At 73.1% G+C, this 19,683-nt stretch carries 14 protein-coding genes; 7 read left to right on the plus strand and 7 right to left on the minus strand.

Annotated features, from left to right (window positions below; genetic code table 11):
* The first annotated feature begins 89 nt into the window (after positions 1-89).
* From IN07_RS21110 to IN07_RS21130, 5 genes are all read left to right on the plus strand, one after another.
* Entirely contained in the window at positions 90-2,096 is a 2,007-nt protein-coding gene (locus tag IN07_RS21110) for an alpha-1,4-glucan--maltose-1-phosphate maltosyltransferase (protein WP_036340085.1), read from the plus strand.
* A 96-nt stretch (positions 2,097-2,192) separates the two neighbouring features.
* Positions 2,193-4,064 carry a maltose alpha-D-glucosyltransferase gene (gene treS, locus IN07_RS21115; RefSeq protein WP_036340088.1) on the plus strand — a complete coding sequence of 624 codons (1,872 nt, stop codon included), beginning with the start codon at positions 2,193-2,195 and terminating at the stop codon, positions 4,062-4,064.
* A complete protein-coding gene (locus tag IN07_RS21120) occupies positions 4,061-5,428 on the plus strand; it encodes a maltokinase N-terminal cap-like domain-containing protein (protein WP_036340091.1) in 1,368 nt (455 codons plus the stop codon). The genes treS and IN07_RS21120 overlap by 4 nt, the downstream gene beginning before the upstream one ends.
* 107 nt (positions 5,429-5,535) lie before the next feature.
* On the plus strand, positions 5,536-8,670 hold the full coding sequence (gene glgB / locus IN07_RS21125; protein ID WP_036340094.1) for a 1,4-alpha-glucan branching protein GlgB: 3,135 nt from the start codon (positions 5,536-5,538) through the stop codon (positions 8,668-8,670).
* Positions 8,671-8,834: 164 nt separating this feature from the next.
* On the plus strand, positions 8,835-10,271 hold the full coding sequence (locus tag IN07_RS21130) for a neutral zinc metallopeptidase (RefSeq protein ID WP_036340097.1): 1,437 nt from the start codon (positions 8,835-8,837) through the stop codon (positions 10,269-10,271).
* 106 nt (positions 10,272-10,377) lie between these two features.
* On the opposite strand, the gene IN07_RS21135 is transcribed toward IN07_RS21130, so the two are convergent.
* Genes IN07_RS21135 through IN07_RS21150 form a run of 4 tightly spaced genes read right to left on the minus strand, consistent with a single transcriptional unit; the run spans position 10,378 to position 14,050 of the window.
* Positions 10,378-11,352, minus strand: a complete 975-nt coding sequence (locus IN07_RS21135) for a tetratricopeptide repeat protein (RefSeq protein WP_036340521.1) — start codon at positions 11,350-11,352, stop codon at positions 10,378-10,380.
* Positions 11,353-11,398: 46 nt separating this feature from the next.
* The gene (locus IN07_RS21140; protein WP_036340524.1) at positions 11,399-11,773 is read right to left on the minus strand and encodes a VOC family protein; all 375 of its coding nucleotides are present in this window, start codon (positions 11,771-11,773) and stop codon (positions 11,399-11,401) included.
* A 26-nt stretch (positions 11,774-11,799) separates the two neighbouring features.
* A complete protein-coding gene (locus IN07_RS21145; protein ID WP_036340100.1) occupies positions 11,800-13,491 on the minus strand; it encodes an acyl-CoA mutase large subunit family protein in 1,692 nt (563 codons plus the stop codon).
* Between the two features lie 49 nt (positions 13,492-13,540).
* On the minus strand, positions 13,541-14,050 hold the full coding sequence (locus IN07_RS21150) for a MarR family winged helix-turn-helix transcriptional regulator (protein ID WP_036340105.1): 510 nt from the start codon (positions 14,048-14,050) through the stop codon (positions 13,541-13,543).
* 199 nt (positions 14,051-14,249) lie between these two features.
* Here IN07_RS21150 and IN07_RS21155 point away from each other — a divergent pair, with 199 nt between their 5' ends.
* Positions 14,250-15,125, plus strand: a complete 876-nt coding sequence (locus IN07_RS21155; protein ID WP_036340108.1) for a type IV toxin-antitoxin system AbiEi family antitoxin — start codon at positions 14,250-14,252, stop codon at positions 15,123-15,125.
* A gap of 72 nt (positions 15,126-15,197) precedes the next feature.
* On the opposite strand, the gene IN07_RS21160 is transcribed toward IN07_RS21155, so the two are convergent.
* The 3 genes from IN07_RS21160 to IN07_RS21170 are packed head-to-tail and all read right to left on the minus strand — an operon-like array spanning position 15,198 to position 18,930.
* Positions 15,198-16,673, minus strand: a complete 1,476-nt coding sequence (locus tag IN07_RS21160) for a phytoene desaturase family protein (RefSeq protein ID WP_036340111.1) — start codon at positions 16,671-16,673, stop codon at positions 15,198-15,200.
* A gap of 23 nt (positions 16,674-16,696) precedes the next feature.
* Entirely contained in the window at positions 16,697-17,728 is a 1,032-nt protein-coding gene (gene meaB, locus IN07_RS21165) for a methylmalonyl Co-A mutase-associated GTPase MeaB (protein ID WP_081975599.1), read from the minus strand.
* Positions 17,725-18,930: an acetyl-CoA C-acetyltransferase gene (locus IN07_RS21170; RefSeq protein WP_052091598.1), complete on the minus strand. Its 1,206-nt coding sequence runs from the start codon at positions 18,928-18,930 to the stop codon at positions 17,725-17,727. The genes meaB and IN07_RS21170 overlap by 4 nt, the downstream gene beginning before the upstream one ends.
* A 216-nt stretch (positions 18,931-19,146) precedes the next feature.
* Between IN07_RS21170 and mce the strand changes: the two genes are divergently transcribed.
* On the plus strand, positions 19,147-19,599 hold the full coding sequence (gene mce, locus IN07_RS21175; RefSeq protein ID WP_036340117.1) for a methylmalonyl-CoA epimerase: 453 nt from the start codon (positions 19,147-19,149) through the stop codon (positions 19,597-19,599).
* Positions 19,600-19,683: the final 84 nt, after the last annotated feature.

A 19,683-nucleotide genomic window follows, 5' to 3' on the forward strand; every position in this document is an offset into this window, starting at 1 on the left:
ACTCCGACCCCACCCGTCACTCCCCCTCCCGGTTGAGCCCGTCCCCCGCCGACGTGTGCGCAGCTGGTGATCTGGATAGCGTTGCCCCGATGACTGGCCGCGCTGACCTCCGCCTCGGCATCTCCGATGTCGCCCCCGTCGTGTCCTGCGGGTCGTTCTCGACCCGCGCCGTGGTCGGTGAACACCTGCCGATCACCGCCACCGTCTTCCGCGAGGGCCACGACGCCGTGGCCGCCAACGTGGTCTTCACGCCTCCGGGCGAGGAGCCCTCGGCGGCCCCGCTGCTCCGGATGACGAAGTTCGGGCCCGAGCCCGACCGCTGGACCGCCACGGTCGTGCCCGACCGCGAGGGTCTCTGGACCTATCAGGTCGAGGCCTGGGACGACCCGCTGAGCACCTGGCACCACGACGTCGAGGTGAAGGTCGAGGCCGGCCAGGGCCCCGAGGAGCTGGCCAACGACCTCGAGTCCGGTGCCCGGCTGCTCGAGGAGGTGGCCGCCGCGGCCCCCGAGGAGCACCGCGAGGCGCTCACCGGTGCGGCCACCGCGCTGCGGGACCAGTCGCTGGAGCTGACCGCGCGGATCGCCCCCGCCCTCTCCCCCACCCTGCAGCAGGTGCTGCACGACCACCCGGTGCGCCGGCTGGTCACCGGTTCGCAGCGGCACGAGCTGTGGGTCGACCGGTCGCGTGCGCTGTACGGCTCCTGGTACGAGTTCTTCCCCCGCTCGGAGGGCCCCGTCGTCGGTGGCGCCCCGACGCACGGGACGTTCGCCCAGGCTGCCGAGCGGCTGCCGGCGATCGCCGAGATGGGCTTCGACGTGGTGTACCTGCCGCCGATCCATCCGGTCGGCAAGGTCAACCGCAAGGGGAAGAACAACACCCTGGTGGCGCAGGCCGACGACGTCGGCTCCCCGTGGGCGATCGGCAGCGACGAGGGCGGGCACGACGCCGTCCACCCCCAGCTCGGCACCCTCGACGACTTCAAGGCCTTCGTCGGCCGGACGCGCGAGCTGGGCATGGAGGTCGCCCTCGACCTCGCCCTGCAGGCGGCGCCGGACCACCCCTGGGTCACCTCGCACCCCGAGTGGTTCACCACCAAGCCCGACGGCACGATCGCCTACGCGGAGAACCCGCCGAAGAAGTACCAGGACATCTACCCGATCAACTTCGACAACGACCCCGAGGGCATCTACGCCGAGGTGCTGCGGGTCGTCCGGCACTGGATGGACGCCGGGGTCCGGGTGTTCCGGGTGGACAACCCGCACACCAAGCCGCTGAACTTCTGGCACTGGCTGATCTGGGAGGTCAAGAAGACCGATCCCGACGTCCTCTTCCTCGCCGAGGCGTTCACCCGGCCGGCGATGATGCACCAGCTGGCGCGGATCGGCTTCACCCAGAGCTACACCTACTTCACCTGGCGCACCGAGCGCTGGGAGCTGGAAGAGTACGGCCGGGAGCTGGCCGAGAACGCGCACTACATGCGGCCGAACTTCTTCGTGAACACCCCGGACATCCTGCACGAGACGCTGCAGGTGGGCGGCCCGCCGATGTTCAAGATCCGCGCGGTGCTGGCCTCGATGATGAGCCCGACCTGGGGCGTCTACTCCGGGTACGAGCTGTTCGAGCACGTCGGCCTCCGTCCGGGCAGCGAGGAGTACCTGGACACCGAGAAGTTCCAGCTGCGCCCCCGTGACTGGGCTGCCGCCGAGGCCTCCGGTCGTTCCCTGGCGCCCTACCTGCGCCGGCTGAACGAGATCCGGCGCGCGCACCCGGCCCTGCAGCAGCTGCGCACGCTGCGGTTCCACCCGATCGACAACCCGAACCTGCTCTGCTTCTCCAAGACCGACCCGGGTTCCGACGACTGCGTGCTCGTGGTGGTGTCGCTCAACAGCACCTACACCCAGATCGGGACGACCGCCCTGGACATGCCCGCCCTGGGCCTGGACTGGTCGGACGGCTTCTCGGTCACCGACGACATCACCGGGGCCCACTACGACTGGGGCCAGGCCAACTACGTCGAGCTGGACCCCTACCGGGAGCCGGCGCACGTGTTCACCGTCCACCGCAGCCTGTCCGCGTCGCACCCGCCGCACTGACCCCGTCCTCGAGCTGTGGGTGTGCCGGCCGATCCCCCGGCCGGCACACCCGCCGCACCGATCCACCGCCCCCAGCAACGAACGAGGACCGAGTTCATGACCCTCCCCGTCCCCGCACACTCGACCCCCGGCGCGGGCGAGCAGTCGGGCCTGCCCGCCCCTGGCAGCGACCCCGAGTGGTTCAAGCGCGCCGTCTTCTACGAGGTGCTCGTCCGCGGTTTCGCCGACAGCAACGCCGACGGCATCGGCGACCTGCGCGGCATGCTGGGCAAGCTCGACTACCTGCAGTGGCTCGGTGTCGACTGCCTCTGGCTGCCGCCCTTCTTCGCCTCCCCGCTGCGCGACGGCGGCTACGACGTCAGCGACTACACCGCGGTGCTGCCGGAGTTCGGCGACATCGAGGACTTCAAGGAGCTCATCGGCGAGGCCCACTCCCGTGGGATGCGGATGATCATCGACTTCGTCATGAACCACACCTCGGACCAGCACCCCTGGTTCCAGGCCAGCCGCAGCGACCCCGACGGCCCCTACGGCGACTTCTACGTCTGGGCCGACGACGACACCGGCTACGCCGACGCCCGGATCATCTTCGTCGACACCGAGAGCTCGAACTGGACCTTCGACCCGGTGCGCAAGCAGTACTTCTGGCACCGGTTCTTCAGCCACCAGCCCGACCTGAACTTCGAGAACCCGAAGGTGCAGGAGGCGATCATCGACGCCCTGCGCTTCTGGCTGGACCTGGGCATCGACGGCTTCCGGCTCGACGCCGTCCCCTACCTCTTCGAGGAGGAGGGGACCAACTGCGAGAACCTCCCCCGCACCCACGAGTTCCTCAAGAAGGTGCGCAAGGTCGTCGACGCCGAGTACCCCGACCGGGTGCTGCTGTGCGAGGCGAACCAGTGGCCGGCCGACGTCGTCGAGTACTTCGGCGAGGACGGCGACGAGTGCCAGATGGCCTTCCACTTCCCGGTGATGCCGCGCCTGTTCATGGCCGTGCGCCGGGAGCAGCGGTTCCCGATCTCGGAGATCATGGCGCAGACGCCGGACATCCCCGACAACTGCCAGTGGGGTGTCTTCCTGCGCAACCACGACGAGCTGACCCTGGAGATGGTCACCGACGAGGAGCGCGACTACATGTGGGGGGAGTACGCCAAGGACCCCCGGATGAAGGCCAACATCGGCATCCGCCGGCGGCTGGCGCCCCTGCTCGACAACGACATCGACACCCTCGAGCTCTTCACCGCCCTGCTGCTGTCGCTGCCGGGCTCGCCGGTCATGTACTACGGCGACGAGATCGGCATGGGCGACAACATCTGGCTCGGTGACCGGGACGGCGTCCGCACCCCGATGCAGTGGACCCCGGACCGCAACGGCGGGTTCTCCACCGCCGACCCGCAGCGGATGCACCTGCCGCTGGTGGCCGACCCGGAGTACGGCTTCCAGGTCACCAACGTCGAGGCCCAGCTGCGGAACTCCAACTCGTTGCTGAACTGGATCCGCACCATGATCGCGGTGCGCAAGCAGCACCCGACCTTCGGTGTCGGCAGCTACGCCGAGATCGGCTCGCGGAACCCGACGGTGCTCTCCTTCGTGCGCGAGTTCGGGGACGATGTCGTGCTCTGCGTCAACAACCTGTCCCGGTTCCCGCAGCCGGTGGAGCTCGACCTCCGCCGCTTCGAGGGCTACACCCCGGTCGAGCTGACCGGGCGGGTGCAGTTCCCGCAGATCGGCGTCCTGCCGTACATGCTCACGCTCGGCGGCCACGGCTTCTACTGGTTCGAGCTCTCCAAGCCCACCGCCTCGGCGGGCGAGGAGGACGAGGACTGGGAGACCACCGCGAGCGGCAGCGTGGCGCAGTCGCTGCTCGAGGCCGGGGTGGTCGGCCCCGCCGACGCCACCGCCGGCACCGGCGGCCTCGGTGCCGAGGCCCCGACGACCACGACCCCGACCGACGGAGAGTCCCGATGAGCGCTCTGACCGACATGCTGGCCGACTGGATGCCCGGTCAGCGCTGGTTCGGCGGCAAGGGCCGCGAGTGGGCAGGGGTGACCGAGGAGGGCTTCTTCCTCGACCAGTCCGACCCGGCGCTGTCGGTGCACCGCGTGCGGGTCGAGTACACCGACGGGGCCAGTGACACGTACCTGGTGCCGCTGTCCTGGCGCAGCGCACCGGCCGAGGAGCTCTCCACGGCCTTCGTCGGCGCGGTCTCCGGGTCCCACGGCGAGAACTACGCCTACGACGCCATGCGGGACCGGGACGCGACCGTGCCGTGGCTGACCCACCTCGTGGCGGCCTCCACCGTCGGGCCGATGCGGTTCCACCCGGCCGGCGTGGCCTACATCCCCGAGGGCCTGCCCGGGGACGTGATCTCCACCGAGCAGAGCAACACCTCACTGGTCTTCGGCGAGACGGCGATCCTCAAGCTGTTCCGCCGGCTCGAGCCCGGGCTGAACCCCGACGTGGAGATCCACGACGCCCTGCGGCAGGCGGAGAACCAGCACATCGCGGGGCTGCTCGGGTACATCGAGGTCGACGACCCGAACGGGCTGGAGCCGGCCACCGTGGCCATGCTCCAGACCTTCGTCCCCAACGCCAGCGACGGGTGGCGGCTGGCCACCTCGAGCGTCCGGGACCTGTACGCCGAGGCCGACCTGCACGCCGACGAGGTCGGGGGCGACTTCGCCGGGGAGAGCGAACGGCTGGGCGAGGCGACCGCCTCGGTCCACGCCGACCTCGCCCAGGTGCTCCCCTCCGAGCCGGCCGACCGTGACTGGTACGCCACCGTCGCCGGGCAGATGACCGCTCGGCTGGAGGCGGCCCTGGCGGTCGTCCCCGACCTCGCCGAGCACGCCGACGCGCTGCGCAGCCTGTACGCCGCGGTCGCCGACACGACCGAGCCGGTCGTCCGTCAGCGGGTGCACGGCGACCTGCACCTGGGCCAGGTGCTGCGGACGACGACCGGCTGGATCGTCCTGGACTTCGAGGGCGAGCCGGCCCGCCCGCTGGCCGAACGACGCGAGCTGGACACCCCGCTGCGGGACGTGGCGGGGATGCTCCGTTCCTTCGACTACGCCGCCCGGCACATGCTGGTCGAGCAGCCCGACGACCCGCAGCGGGCCTACCGGGCGCAGGAGTGGGCCGAGCGCAACCGGCGCGCCTTCTGCGAGGGCTACTCCGCCGCCGGCGGCGTCACCCTGTCCAGCGACTCCGCGCTGCTGCGGGCCTTCGAGGCCGACAAGGCGGTGTACGAGTGTGTGTACGAGGCACGCAACCGACCGCACTGGCTGATGATCCCGCTCAGTTCGCTGTCCCGGCTGGCCGCCGGCAACTGAAGGAGGGCCCCGCTGCCCCCACCGCTCGCACCCTCGCGGCGGGACCCTGCAGAAGGGCCTGACCGGACGACCAGCACGACGACGAGACAGACCTGGAAGGACCACCGATGAGCACCGACGACGCCAGCACCCCGCCGGGCACGGACACCAGCAGCGAGCCCGCCGACAAGGCAGAGCTCATGCGCCGGGTCGAGGAGAAGACCGAGGAGGTCCGCGAGGCGAGCGAGACCGACAGCCCGCCCGCCCCGGCCACGAAGGCCACCCGCAAGGCCGCCGCCAAGAAGGCGCCGGCGAAGAAGGCGGCGGCCGAGGCCCCCGCCAAGAAGGCCACCGCCCGCAAGGCACCGGCGAAGGGCACCGCCGCCGCCGCCGCGTCCGATGGTGACCAGGTGAGCACCGCCGCCGACGGGGTTGCCCCGGCGGCCAAGCGCGCGGTGAAGAAGGCCGCGCCCGGCGAGACCCCGGCCAAGCGGGCACCGCGGAAGGCGACCAAGAAGGTCACCGCCGCGCCCGTGATCGCGCCGGCGCCGATCGCCGAGCCGGGCGACCCGACGGGCCCGCCGGCTCCCCAGCCGGAGCCGCCGAGCCCCGACCCGGCCGAGCCGAACACCCCGCAGGCCCCCGAGGGCGGCGAGCAGGGCGGCACCGGTGGCCACTCCCCGGCGGAGACGGCCTCCGAGCCCGCCCCGGACACGGTCTCCCCCGCCTCCACCGACGCCGCCTCCACCGAGACCGCCTCGGCCGACAGCCCCGCCACGGGCGCCCCGGCCGCTGACGACCAGGCCGGTGCGGCGGTCACCACCGCCGACCTGGTCACCGACCAGGTCACCGACCTGCCTCCCGCGCCGGACGAGGCGCCCGAGCCGGCTGCCGCCGGGCTCGTCGACGCCCTCCCCGAGGGGGAGCCGCCGGTGAGCACCTCGGTGCCGGCCGAGTCCACCCCGTCCGCTCCCGAGGTGAACCAGGAGCAGCTGGCCGCGGTCGTCGACGGCTGGTCCTTCGACCCGCACGGCGTCCTCGGCGCCCACCGCGTGTCCGAGGGCTGGGTCGTGCGCACGCTGCGCCCGGACGCCGAGGCCGTCGCCGTCGTCGACCAGGACGGCAGCCGCTACGAGGCCCGCCAGATCTTCCGCGGCGGCGTGTACGAGGCCCGGCTCCCCCAGCAGCCCGGCGACTACCGGATCGAGGTCGTCTACCCGAACGGGCAGGGCGGCACCGACACCTTCACCGTCGACGATCCGTACCGCTGGCTGCCCACCCTGGGCCAGCTCGACCAGCACCTCTTCCGCGAGGGCCGGCACGAGAAGCTGTGGACCGTCCTCGGCGCCCACGTGATCGGCTACGACACCCCCGGCGGCCGCGTGGACGGCGTCTCCTTCGCCGTCTGGGCGCCCAACGCCCGCGGCGTGAAGGTGACCGGCGACTTCGACTACTGGGAGGCGCGCGCCTACCCGATGCGGTCGCTGGGCTCCTCCGGCGTCTGGGAGATCTTCGTCCCCGGTGCGCAGGCCGGCACCCGGTACCGCTACCACGTGCTCGGCGCCGACGGTCAGTGGCGGGTCAAGAGCGACCCGATGGCCTTCGCCACCGAGGTGCCGCCGGCCAACGCCTCGGTCGTGACCACCTCCGCCCACGAGTGGGGCGACGCCGAGTGGCTGGCCCAGCGCGCCGATGCCAAGTGGCACGAGCAGCCGATGAGCGTCTACGAGGTGCACGCGGCCTCCTGGCGGCAGGGGCTCTCCTACCGCGAGATGGCCGACGAGCTGGTCGCCTACGTGAAGGACGCCGGGTTCACCCACCTGGAGTTCATGCCGCTGGCCGAGCACCCGTTCGGCGGCTCGTGGGGCTACCAGGTCACCTCGTACTACGCGCCCACGTCGCGCTTCGGCTCCCCCGACGACCTGCGGTACCTCATCGACGCCGCACACCAGGCCGGCATCGGCGTCATCGTCGACTGGGTGCCCGCGCACTTCCCGAAGGACGAGTGGGCACTGGCCCGCTTCGACGGCACGCCGCTGTACGAGCACGCGGACCCGAAGCGCGGCGAGCAGCCCGACTGGGGCACGTACGTCTTCGACTTCGGCCGGCCCGAGGTGCGCAACTTCCTGGTCGCCAACGCGCTGTTCTGGGCCCAGGAGTTCCACGTCGACGGCATCCGGGTCGACGCCGTCGCCTCGATGCTCTACCTGGACTACTCGCGCAACGACGGCGAGTGGACGCCCAACCAGTACGGCGGCCGGGAGAACCTCGACGCCGTGGCCTTCCTGCAGGAGATGAACGCCACCCTCTACCGGGAGGTGCCCGGCGTCATCTCGATCGCCGAGGAGTCGACCGCGTGGCCGGGCGTCACCCGGCCCACGTACCTCGGCGGTCTGGGCTTCGGCTTCAAGTGGAACATGGGCTGGATGCACGACTCGCTCGGCTACATGGCCAACGAGCCGGTCTACCGCAGCTACCACCACGGCCAGCTGACGTTCTCCATGGTCTACGCCTACTCGGAGAACTACACGCTGCCGATCAGCCACGACGAGGTCGTGTACGGCAAGGGCTCCCTGCTGCGGAAGATGCCCGGTGACCGGTGGCAGCAGCTGGCCAACCTGCGCGCCTACCTGGGCTACATGTGGGCCCACCCCGGCAAGCAGCTGCTGTTCATGGGCTCGGAGTTCGGGCAGCTGTCGGAGTGGGCGGAGAGCCGGTCGCTGGACTGGTGGCACCTCGACGACCCGGCGCACCGCGGCGTGCTGGAACTGGTGACCGACCTCAACACGGTCTACCGGGACAGCGAGGCGCTCTGGAGCCAGGACGTCGACCCGGCCGGCTTCCAGTGGATCGACGCCAACGACGCCGGTGGCAACACGCTCACCTTCCTGCGCCTCGGCAAGGGCGGGCAGCTGCTGGCCTGCGTGGTCAACTTCTCCGGCCAGCCGCACGAGCAGTACCGGATCGGGCTGCCCCGCGGCGGACGCTGGCGCGAGGTGATCAACACCGACTTCGAGGGCTACGGCGGCTCCGGGGTCGGCAACCTCGGCGGCATCGAGGCGGTCCCGCAGTCGTGGCACGGACAGCCGTGGTCGGCGACGCTGACCGCACCGCCGCTGGCCACCCTGTGGTTCGTGCACGAGGGCCCGGAGCCGGAGCTCCCCGACGCGGGTGCGCCGGCCGACCAGGCGCAGATCGCGGCGGCCGAGGCATCCGGCGCGGCCGAGGGGCCGGGCAGCGGGCTGGAGCCCATCGAGCGCTGACCGGATCGAGTCGATCGGGAACGGGGCGGGGACCTGCAAGGGTCCCCGCCCCGTCGCCGTCCGGCGGCCCGACCGGTCCTCCCCTCCCGGCCGAGGCCGGCACGGTCCGGCAGGATGGACGGCGGTGCTGCCGCCGCAGGCGGCCTGAACGGATTCGAGAACCCATGTCCTCCTCGCCCCGCCGGCTGCTCGCTGGCGCCGTCGCGGGTGTGCTGTTCGGGTCGGCCGTGCTGTCCGGCTGCGCGGTGACCCTGATCGAGGGGCGCGCGAGCCCCGCAGCCGGGCCCCAGGGCGACGTCACGCCCGCGGAGTTCCCGATCATCGGTGCGGCCGACGACGAGGTCGACCGGATCTCCCGCAACGCGCTCGCCGACCTCAACACCTACTGGACCGCGCAGTTCACCCCGACCTTCGGGCAGGCCTTCACCCCGCTGGCCGGCGGCTACTACTCCGTCGACCCGGGCGAGCTGGACCCAGCGCAGTACCCGAACGGGGAGATCGGCTGCGGGGAACCACCGGAGGCCGTCGTCGACAACGCCTTCTACTGCGGCCCGGGCACCCAGTACCCCAACGGTGACGCGATCCAGTACGACCGGGCGTTCCTCGGTGCGCTGGCCTTCGGCACCGTCGGCAGCGAGGGGTACGGCCGGTTCATCCCGGCCCTGGTGATGGCGCACGAGTTCGGGCACGCCGTGCAGGGCCGGGTCGGCTACCCGGTGGAGCGGTCGATCAACATCGAGACCCAGGCCGACTGCTTCGCCGGCGCCTGGACGGCGTGGGTCGCCGACGGCAACGCCCGGTACAACTCGATCCGCCCGGGCGAGCTCGACGACGTGCTGCGCGGCTACCTGCTGCTGCGCGACCCGGTCGGGACGGGCGCCTACGAGGGCGAGGCGCACGGCTCCTACTTCGACCGGGTGTCGGCGTTCCAGCAGGGGTTCGACGACGGCCCCTCGGCCTGCCGCGACGACTTCGACGCCACCCGGCTGTACACGCAGAGCGCCTTCCAGAGCGACCGCGACTTCGCCACCGGCGGCGACGCGCCCTACGAACAGACGGTCGAGGACTTCGTCCCCGACGGGCTCGGGGAGTTCTGGCAGCTGGCCTTCGACCAGCTGGGCGAGGAGTTCACCCCGCCCGACGTCGAACCGTTCTCCGGCGAGGCCCCGGACTGCGCCGGCGAGGACACCGACGTCGATCTCCTCTACTGCCCCGCCGACGCGACCGTGCGCTACGACGAGGCCGACCTCACCCTGCCGCTGTACACCGCCGAGGAGGGCGGGGACTACGCCGTGCTCACCGCGGTGGCGATCCCCTACGCGCTCGCCGCCCGCGACCAGCTGGGGCTGTCGGTCGACGACCGGGCCGCGCTGCGGTCCGCCGTCTGCCTGTCCGGCGCCTTCACCTCCGCGGTGCTCGGCAACGAGACCACCGTGCTGAGCATCTCCCCGGGCGACGCCGACGAGAGCGTCTCGTTCCTGCTCGAGCACGCCACGGACCCCGCGGTGCTGCCCGATGTGCAGCTGACCGGATTCCAGCTGGTCGACGTCTTCCGCAGCGGGGTCGTCGACGGCCTGGCCGCCTGCGACATCGGCGCCTGAGCCCCCGGCAGTGATCAGGTGACCTGATCACCCGCTGTCCTCCCGCACCAGCGTTGGTGCGGGAGGACAGTCAGTGATCAGGGGACCTGATCACTGCTGACCGCGGTCAGAAGAGGGCGGTCATGAGGGCGCGGCGGGCCGGGCCGACCCGCGGGTCCTCGTCGCCCACGATGCCGAACAGCTCCACCAGGTGCTGCCGGGCGGCGTCCCGCTCCTCGCCCGCGGTGCGCCGGACGACGTCGAGCAGCCAGCCGAACGCGGCGTCGACGTCGCCGGTGCCGAGCAGGAAGTCCGCGGCGCGGGTCTGCGCGGCGATGTCGTCGGGAGCGGCCTCGGCGGCGGCCAGCGCATCCGGCCCGGCCTCCTCGGCCCGGCGGAACAGCTGGACCTGACGCAGCGCCAGCCCGGCCACCGGGTGCTCCGGCTCGGTCTCCAGGATCGCCTGGTAGGCAGCCTCGGCGGCGGCCAGGTCACCCCGGTCGAGAGCGGCCTCGGCGGCGTCCAGGCGCGGGTCCTCCGGCTCCTCGGCCTCGCCGTCGCCCTTCGCGGCCCCGGGCACCGCGCCCCCGCTGGTGGCCGCGACGAGCTCGGTCACGAACTGCCGGGCCTGCTCCTCGGGGATGGCCCCGGTGAACTCGGCGACCAGCTGGCCCTGCCAGACGGCCTTGACCGCCGGGATGCCCTGGACCCGCAGGCCCTGGGCGAGCGCCGGGTTCGCGTCGACGTCGACCTTGGCCAGCACCCAGGAACCGGCCCCCTCGGCGGCCAGCCGCTCGAGCACCGGGGAGAGCTGCTTGCACGGCCCGCACCACTCGGCCCACAGGTCCAGGACGACGGGGACCTGGAAGGAACGGTCGAGGACCTCGCTCTGGAAGGTCGCCTCGGTGACGTCGATGACGGCGCTGCCGGGCGCACCGGCCGGGGCGGTGGCGCTCGGCGGCGGGGCGGCCGCGGCACGGGCTGCCGCCTCGTTGCGCGCCTGGACAGCGGCGAGGTCGACCGCACCGGCCAGCGACGCCGCCATCTGGGCCTGCTGGGCAGCGGCCCGGGGATCGGTTCGAGCGGGACGGTTGGGCTGCATGACCTCGATCATCCCACTCGCCGGCGACGGACCGCCCCGGGCCGGGTCAGGCCGGTGACCAGACCCCCAACTCGTTGCCGCTCGGGTCGGCGAAGTGGAACCGCCGGCCACCCGGGAAGTCGTAGGGCCCCTGGACGACGCGGCCCCCGGCGGCCTCCACCGCGCCGAGGGTGCGGTCGAGGTCGGCCGACCAGAGCAGCACCAGCGGGCCGCCCGGGCGCACCTTGGTGCCGACGGCCAGACCGCCCACCTCCGCTGCCGGGTCGCCGGAGGGACCGCGGATGCCGGCGTAGGTGTCGCCGTAGGCGGTGAACTCCCAGCCGAAGGCGTCGGCGTAGAACCGCTGCGCCTCCGCGAGGTCGAGGACGGTGAGCTCGACGTAGTCGATGGCGTGGTGACGGTGCCCGGTGTGGTCTGCCATGCCGGGCATGCTGCCCGGCGGGTACGTCAGAACCGGGCGGCCTCGGTGTAGGTGCCCCACTCGGCGCGCAGGGCGTCGCAAATCTCGCCCAGCGTCGCCTCCGCCCGGGCCGCCTCGAGCATCGCCGGCACCATGTTCTCCTCGGTCCGGGCCACCTCGACCATCCGGGCGACGGCGGCGCGCGCCGCGGCGTCGTCCCGGCGCTGCCGCCGGTCGGCCAGCTCGGACCGCTGGTCGGTCTCCACCTGGTGACTGACCCGGAGGATCTCCAGGTCGTCGGCGGCAGCGCCGGCGCCGGTCAGCGTGTTCACGCCGACGACCTTCTTCTCGCCCTTCTCCAGCGCCCGCTGGTACACGAACGCCGCCTCGGCGATCTCGCCGGTGAACCAGCCGTCCTCGATGCCGCGCAGGATGCCGGCGGTCATCGTGCCGTCGCTGCCCATCTCCCGGATCCGGGTGAACACCTCCTCCGCCTGCCGTTCCAGCTCGTCGGTCAGCGCCTCGACGTACCAGGAGCCGCCGAGCGGGTCGGCCACGTTGAGCACCCCGGTCTCCTCGGCGATCACCTGCTGGGTGCGCAGCGCGATCTGGGCGGCCCGGGCACTGGGCAGGGCGAGCACCTCGTCCAGGGCGTTGGTGTGCAGCGAGTTCGTGCCGCCGAGCACCGCGGCCAGCGCCTCGACCGCCGTCCGGACGATGTTGTTGTCCGGTTGCTGGGCGGTCAGCGAGACCCCGGCGGTCTGGGTGTGGAACCGGAGCTGCTGGGCCTTGTCGGTGCGGGCGCCGTACACGTCGCGCAGCCAGCGGGCCCAGATCCGCCGGGCGGCGCGGAACTTGGCGATCTCCTCGAAGAAGTCGACGTGTGCGTCGAAGAAGAACGACAGGCCTGGTGCGAAGACGTCGACGTCCAGGCCGCGGGAGAGCCCCAGCTCGACGTAGGCGAAGCCGTCGGCCAGCGTGTACGCCAGCTCCTGCGCGGCGGTCGAACCGGCCTCCCGGATGTGGTAACCGGACACCGAGATCGGCTTGTAGGCCGGGATCTCCGCGGCGCAGTACTCCATCAGGTCGCCGATCAGCCGCAGGTGCGGCTCGGGGGCGAACAGCCACTCCTTCTGCGCGATGTACTCCTTGAAGATGTCGGTCTGCAGCGTGCCGTCGAGCTGCGCGAGGTCCGCACCCTGACGCTCGGCCGCGACCAGGTACATGCAGAACACCGGGACGGCGGGACCGCTGATCGTCATCGACGTCGTCGTCCGGTCCAGCGGGATGCCCTCGAAGAGCACGTCCATGTCCGCCGCGGAGTCGATCGCCACCCCGCAGTGCCCGACCTCGCCGAGCGCCAGGGGGTCGTCGGAGTCCCGGCCCATGAGGGTCGGCATGTCGAAGGCGACCGACAGCCCTCCCCCGCCCTCGGCCAGCAGCGACCGGAACCGCTCGTTGGTCTGCCGGGCGTTGCCGAAGCCGGCGAACTGGCGGATCGTCCAGGCCCGCCCGCGGTAGCCGGTGGCGTGCAGCCCGCGGGTGAACGGGAACTCGCCGGGCCAGCCGATCCGGTCGAACCCAGGGACGGCGGACTCGTCGGCCGGCCCGTAGGCGGGCTCCACCTCGAGCCCGGACAGCGTGGTGAAGTCCGCGTCCCGCACCCGCCCGGCGGCCAGGGCCGCGTCGTAGCGCTGCTGCCACCGGCTGCGGGCCTCGTTGCCCGGCTGCTCCGTCATGCCCAGATACTAGGACGTCCAACTACTTTGCGGCCACCCTCCGGTCGGGTCAGTCGTCGGCGACGTCCCCCGCGCCGAGCCGGACCTTCTTGAGCACGTCGAACAGCACGTCCAGCTCCGCCTCGGGCAGGTCGGCGAGCCCGAAGTCCTGGCCGGTCAGCGCCTCGGTCGCCCGCGGGACGACGTCCCGTCCGGCGTCGGTGATCGCGGCGAGCACCCCGCGGCCGTCGGCGGGGTTGGGCCGCCGCTCGACGTACCCGGCCGCCACCAGCCGCTCGATCGCGTTGGTGACGCTGGTCGGGTGCACCATCAACCGGCTGCCGATCACCTTCAGCGGCAGCTGCCCGGTGCGGGAGAAGGTCAGCAGCACCAGCACCTCGTACCGGGCGAAGGTCAGCCCGTGCGGCCTGAGCGCCTCGTCGAAGCGGGCCAGCAGGATCTGCTGCACCCGGAACACGCTCGTCGCCGCCCGCATCGAGGCGGCCGGGCCGAAGTGCTGCTCCCAGCTCTGCGCCGCGCGCTCGATCGGGTCGAAGGGCAGGCCCAGCGGTCGCACCATGACCGGGAGGCTAGTTCTCCGCCGCCGCACCCCCGCCTCCGCCGGGCCCCGCCTCCGCCGGCGCCGCCGCCGCCGAGTGTCGAGTTGTCGACCCCTGTCGATGCAGGGACACGTCGACAGGTCGACACTCGGCGCACGGCCGCGGCAGGCCTGTGGACGGCGGGCCCGGTCGCCGCCCTGCGTCGGCCAGGCTCGCCCGGTGGTCGTACCCGCGCACCGTCCACCGGCGCTGCGTGGACGCGTCTTCCGCGGCAGCGCAGCGGTCGGGGCGGGGCTGCTCACCCGGCGGCAGCTGGACAGCAGCGCCTGGCACCGGCTCTTCCGCGACGTCTACGCGTGCGCCGACCTGACCGTCACGCACGAGCTCCGCGCCGTGGCCGCCGCGTCGGTCCTGCTGCCGGGCGCTGTCGTCACCGGAGCCAGTGCCGCCGTCCTGTGGGGCCTGGCCGCAGCCGGCCCGGAGGACGACGTGCAGCTGACCGTGCCGCCCGCGACGCGGACCAGCGTGGTCAGCGGCGTGCGCGTGAGCCGCGCGGCGCTCCGTCCCGGCGACGTCACCCGCCGGCGCGGTGTCCCGGTCACCACGCCCGAACGGACCGCCGTGTCGCTGGGCGCCGACCGCCCGCTCGACGAGGCCGTGGTGCTCATCGACCAGCTCGCCGCCGCCGGCCTGCTCGACCTCGGCGACGTCCGGGCCATGGCCGCGGCGACCACCGGCCGAGGGTGCCGGCGGGCCCGGGCCGCCGCCGGACTGGCGGACGGACTGGCCGGCTCACCCCAGGGGACCCGGCTGCGGTTGCTGCTGTACCGCGCCGGGCTGCCGACGCCGGTCGCCCAGCACTCCGTGCACGACGGGCGGGTGTTCGTGGCCCGGGTCGACTTCGCCTGGCCCGAGCAGCGACTGGCCCTGGAGGACGACGGGCTGTGGCACGCCGAGCCCGGCCAGTTCGCCGCCGCCCGCCGTCGGCTCGACCGACTGCTGGCCGCGGGCTGGCGGGTCCTCTTCGTGACCGCGGCCGACCTGCACCGGCCCGATCAGCTGATCACCCGGATCGCGGCCGAACTGGCTCGCTGAGTGTCGACTCGTCGACCCCTCACGCGGGGGCGACAGGTCGACAACTCGACACGCGGGGAGCGAGCGCCGCCCTCAGGTGGGCGGGGCGGGGCGGAGGGGCGGGGCGTCCCGGATGCCGAAGACCTCGCGCAGGGCGACCCGGGCGGCGTTGTCGCCGCAGTGGCCGTGCACGGCGGGCCCGGGCGGGGTCGCCGAGGACGCCAGGTAGGTGCCGCGGACCGGGGTCTTGTAGGTGTTCCACCGCGGGACCGGCCGGGCCAGCATCTGCCGCAGCGACGCCTCGCCGTTGGAGATGTCCCCGCCGACGTCGTTGGGGTTCCAGCGCTCCATCTCCCCGGCGTGCATGGTGTGCCGGGCCAGGATCGTGTCCCGGAACCCGGGGGCGAACCGCTCCACCTGCGCCTCGATCGCCTCCGTCATGTCGACGGTCGAGCCGTGCGGCACGTGCACGTAGGCCCAGAAGACGTGCCCGCCCTCCGGGGCGCGCGAGGGGTCGACGACCGTGGGCTGGACGGCGAGCACGTACGGCTGGTCGGTGATCCGCCCGGCCGCCGGCGCGGCCTCCCCGGCGATCGTCTCCTCCATCGTCCCGGCGACGTGCACCGTGCCGGCCCGGCGGACGTCGGCGTTGGCCCACGGCACCGGCTCCGACAGCGCCCAGTCGACCTTGAAGACCCCGGGCCCGTGCTTGTACCGCTCCACCCAGCGCCGGTAGCCCGGGGACACCTGGTTGCCGGCCATCGCCACGAACGCGCTGGGCGAGGTGTCCAGCAGCACGGCCGGGACGCCGTCGAACTCGCGCAGGTCGGTGACCTCGTGGCCGGTGACGACCTCGCCGCCCTGCTGCTCCAGGGCGGTGACCATCGCGTCGGCCAGCCGCTGCGAGCCGCCCTCGATCAGCGGCCAGCCGTTGTGGTGGCTCATCATCCCCAGGAACATGCCCAGCGCCGCGGTCAGCGGGCGGCTCAGGTCGAGCATCCCGTGCGCGGCGGCACCGGCGATCAGCGCCCGGGCCGCGTCGTCGTCGAAGTGCCGGCGGGCCAGCCAGCCCACGCTGGGCAGCCCCTGCAGCCCGAAGCCGGCGATCCCGGCGAACCCCTTCACCGGCGGCAGCCGCCGGAACGCGGAGGTCAGGAAGAAGTCGGTGATCTCGTCGGCCTGGCGCAGCAGCGGCCCGAAGAGCCTGCGGTAGCCACGCTCGTCCCGGCCCAACCCGGCGGCGGTCTGCTCCAGCGAGTGGTGCGAGACCGCAGCGCGGCCGCCGTCCAGCGGGTGGGCGAAGTTGATCTCCGGCTGCAGCAGGCGGACCCCGCGGGAGGCCAGGTCGAACTCGTGGAAGAACGGCGCGGTCGCGGCCATCGGGTGCACCGAGGCGCAGATGTCGTGCTGGTAGCCCGGCAGCGTCACCTCCTCGGTGCGCAGCCCCCCGCCGGCCCGCTCGCCGCGTTCGACCACCTGCACCGACAGCCCGGCCGCGGCCAGCCGCAGTGCGCCTGCCAGCCCGTTCGGTCCGGCTCCGACGACGACGGCATCCGGGGTCCCGTTCACGCCGCCATCCTGCCCGCCGCCCCCTAGAGGTGCGCGATGAGCTGGTCGGCCGCGCGGTAGGGGTCGGTCTCCCCCGCCACCACCTGCTCGGCCAGGGCACCGAGCGCCGCGGAGCCGGAGACGTCGCCCATCCGCTCCCGCAGCCCGGCGACCGCGATCGCCTCGACCTCGCGGGCGGCGCGCTCGACCCGCCGCCGGCGCCCCTCCCCGGAGGAGTCCAGCCACTCGCCGTGCTCGGCGAGCCGGGCCAGGACGTCGTCGACCCCGTTGTCGGTGTCGCGGGAGGCGACCGTCTTCACGATCGGTGGGCGCCAGGCCCCGGCCTCGGTGTGCCGGCCGCCGAGGGAGAGCATCGCCCGCAGGTCGCGCACGGTGGTGTCCGCGCCGTCCCGGTCGGCCTTGTTGACGACGAAGACGTCGGCGACCTCGAGGATGCCGGCCTTGGCCGCCTGGATCCCGTCACCCATCCCCGGCGCCAGCAGCACCAGCGTGGTGTCGGCGAGCGAGGCGACCTCCAGCTCGGACTGCCCCACCCCGACGGTCTCCACCAGGACGACGTCGCAGCCGGCGGCGTCGAGCACCCGCATCGCCTGCGGGGTGGCCCAGGCCAGCCCGCCGAGGTGGCCGCGGGAGGCCATCGAGCGGATGTAGACACCACTGTCGCCGGCGTGGTCCTGCATCCGCACCCGGTCGCCCAGCAGCGCGCCGCCGGAGAAGGGGGACGACGGGTCGACCGCCAGCACCCCGACCCGCTGGCCGGCCCGGCGGAAGGCACGCACGAGGGCGGTCGTGGTCGTGGACTTCCCCACCCCGGGCGGGCCGGTGAGGCCCAGGACCCGGGCCCGGCCGGTGTGCGGCGCCAGCGCGGCCGCGACCTCGCGCAGCAGCGGGCTGGCGTCCTCGACGAGGGAGATCAGCCGGGCCACCGAGCGGGCGTCGCCCTCGCGGGCGCGGGACACCAGGGTGCCGACGTCGGCCGCCCGCCGGCCCCGCCGCCCCGACGGGACGACGGCGGCCGGCGACTGGACGGCCGTGCCCTCCGGCGGCGAGGTCACGCCCGGGCGGGCACGTGCAGGACCAGCGCGTCGCCCTGGCCACCGCCGCCACACAGCGCCGCGGCACCCACCCCGCCACCGCGGCGGCCGAGCTCGAGCACCAGGTGCAGCACGATCCGGGCGCCGCTCATCCCGATCGGGTGGCCCAGCGCGATGGCGCCCCCGTTGGGGTTGACCTTCTCCGGGTCGACCGCCAGCTCGCGGGTGGAGACGATGCCGACGGCGGCGAACGCCTCGTTGAGCTCGACCAGGTCCAGGTCGGCGGGGTCGATGCCCTCCCGCGCACAGGCCTTGGCGATCGCCCGTGAGGGCTGGCTCTGCAGCGTGGCGTCCGGCCCCGCGACGACGCCGTGCGCACCGATCTCGGCGAGCACGGTCAGCCCCAGCTCCTCGGCCCTGGCCGCGGACATGACCACGACCGCGCAGGCGCCGTCGGAGATCTGCGAGGCGGTCGCGGCGGTGATCGTGCCGTCCTTCGAGAACGCCGGCTTCAGCCGGCCCAGGCTCTCCGCGGTGGTGTCCGGGCGGATGCCCTCGTCCTCGCGGAACTCGATCGGGTCGCCCTTGCGCTGCGGGATGAGCACCGGGGTGATCTCGTCGTCGAACAGGCCGTTCTTCTGCGCTGCGGCGGCCTTCTGGTGGCTGGCGGCGGCGAAGGCGTCCTGCTCCTCGCGGGTCAGCCCGTACCGGCTGTTGGCCTGCTCGGTGAGCGCGCCCATCGCCACCTGGTCGAAGGTGTCGGTGAGCCCGTCGTGGGCCATCGCGTCGACCAGCGTGGCGTCGCCGTACTTGACGCCGGTGCGCGAGGTGGGCAGCAGGTGCGGCGCCTGGGTCATCGACTCCATGCCCCCGGCGACCACGACCTCGAACTCACCGGCCCGGATCAGCTGGTCGGCCAGCGCGATCGCGTCCATGCCGGACAGGCACACCTTGTTCAGCGTGAACGAGGGCACCGACATCGGGATGCCGCCGGCCACCGCCGCGGGCCGGGCCGGGTTCTGGCCGGCGCCGGCCTGGATGACGTGGCCCATGATCACGTAGTCGACCTGGTCGCCGGTGATGCCGGCACGCTCGAGCGCCGCCTTGATAGCGATCCCGCCGAGGTCGGCGGCGGAGAAGTCCTTCAGCGAGCCGAGCAGGCGGCCCATCGGGGTACGAGCACCCCCGACGATGACGGAACGGGTGGATGCGGGCTGGCTCATCGAGGCTCCAGTGGCTTCCGGTCACCGCCGTTGGCGACCGTCTCGGCAGGACACCGCGCAGTTCCTCGGGCAGTCCCTCGGGGCACCACGGGCTGCCGCCAGGATAGGGCTCGCGCCGTCCGGCGGGCCCGGGCCGGTGACTGCGGCCACCGAACGAGCGTGAACCCCGTCACAACCAGCTGCCGGTGGCCGAGCGACGGCGGCAGGATGCGCGGCATGACCTCCGCCGTGCCCGACGACGCGCACACCGGCCTGTTCACCACGATCGACCACGTCGGCATCGCCGTCCCAGACCTGGACGAGGCGATCGCCTTCTACGCGAGGACCTTCGGCATCCACTCGGTCCACGAGGAGACCAACGAGGAGCAGGGCGTCCGCGAGGCGATGCTCGCGCTCGGCGACGGCGAGACCCGGGTCCAGCTGCTCGCACCCCTGACCCCGGAGTCCACCATCGCGAAGTTCATCGGCCGTTCGGGCCCGGGCCTGCAGCAGCTGGCCTTCCGGGTCACCGACGTCGAGGCGGCGAGTGCTGCGCTGCGCGAGCGCGGCCTCCGGCTGCTCTACGACGAGCCCCGCCGCGGCACCTCCGACAGCCGGGTCAACTTCGTGCACCCCAAGGACGCCGGCGGGGTGCTGATCGAGCTGGTCGAACCCGCCACCGACGGATGAGTTGCCTGGGTCACATGACCTGGTCAACCGGAGCTACTGGTCAGTAGCCTCCGCGCCACCACCTGCACCCTCCGAGCCAACGAC

The sequence above is a fragment of the Modestobacter caceresii genome (genome assembly GCF_000761485.1).
Classification (GTDB): Bacteria; Actinomycetota; Actinomycetes; order Mycobacteriales; family Geodermatophilaceae; genus Modestobacter; species Modestobacter caceresii.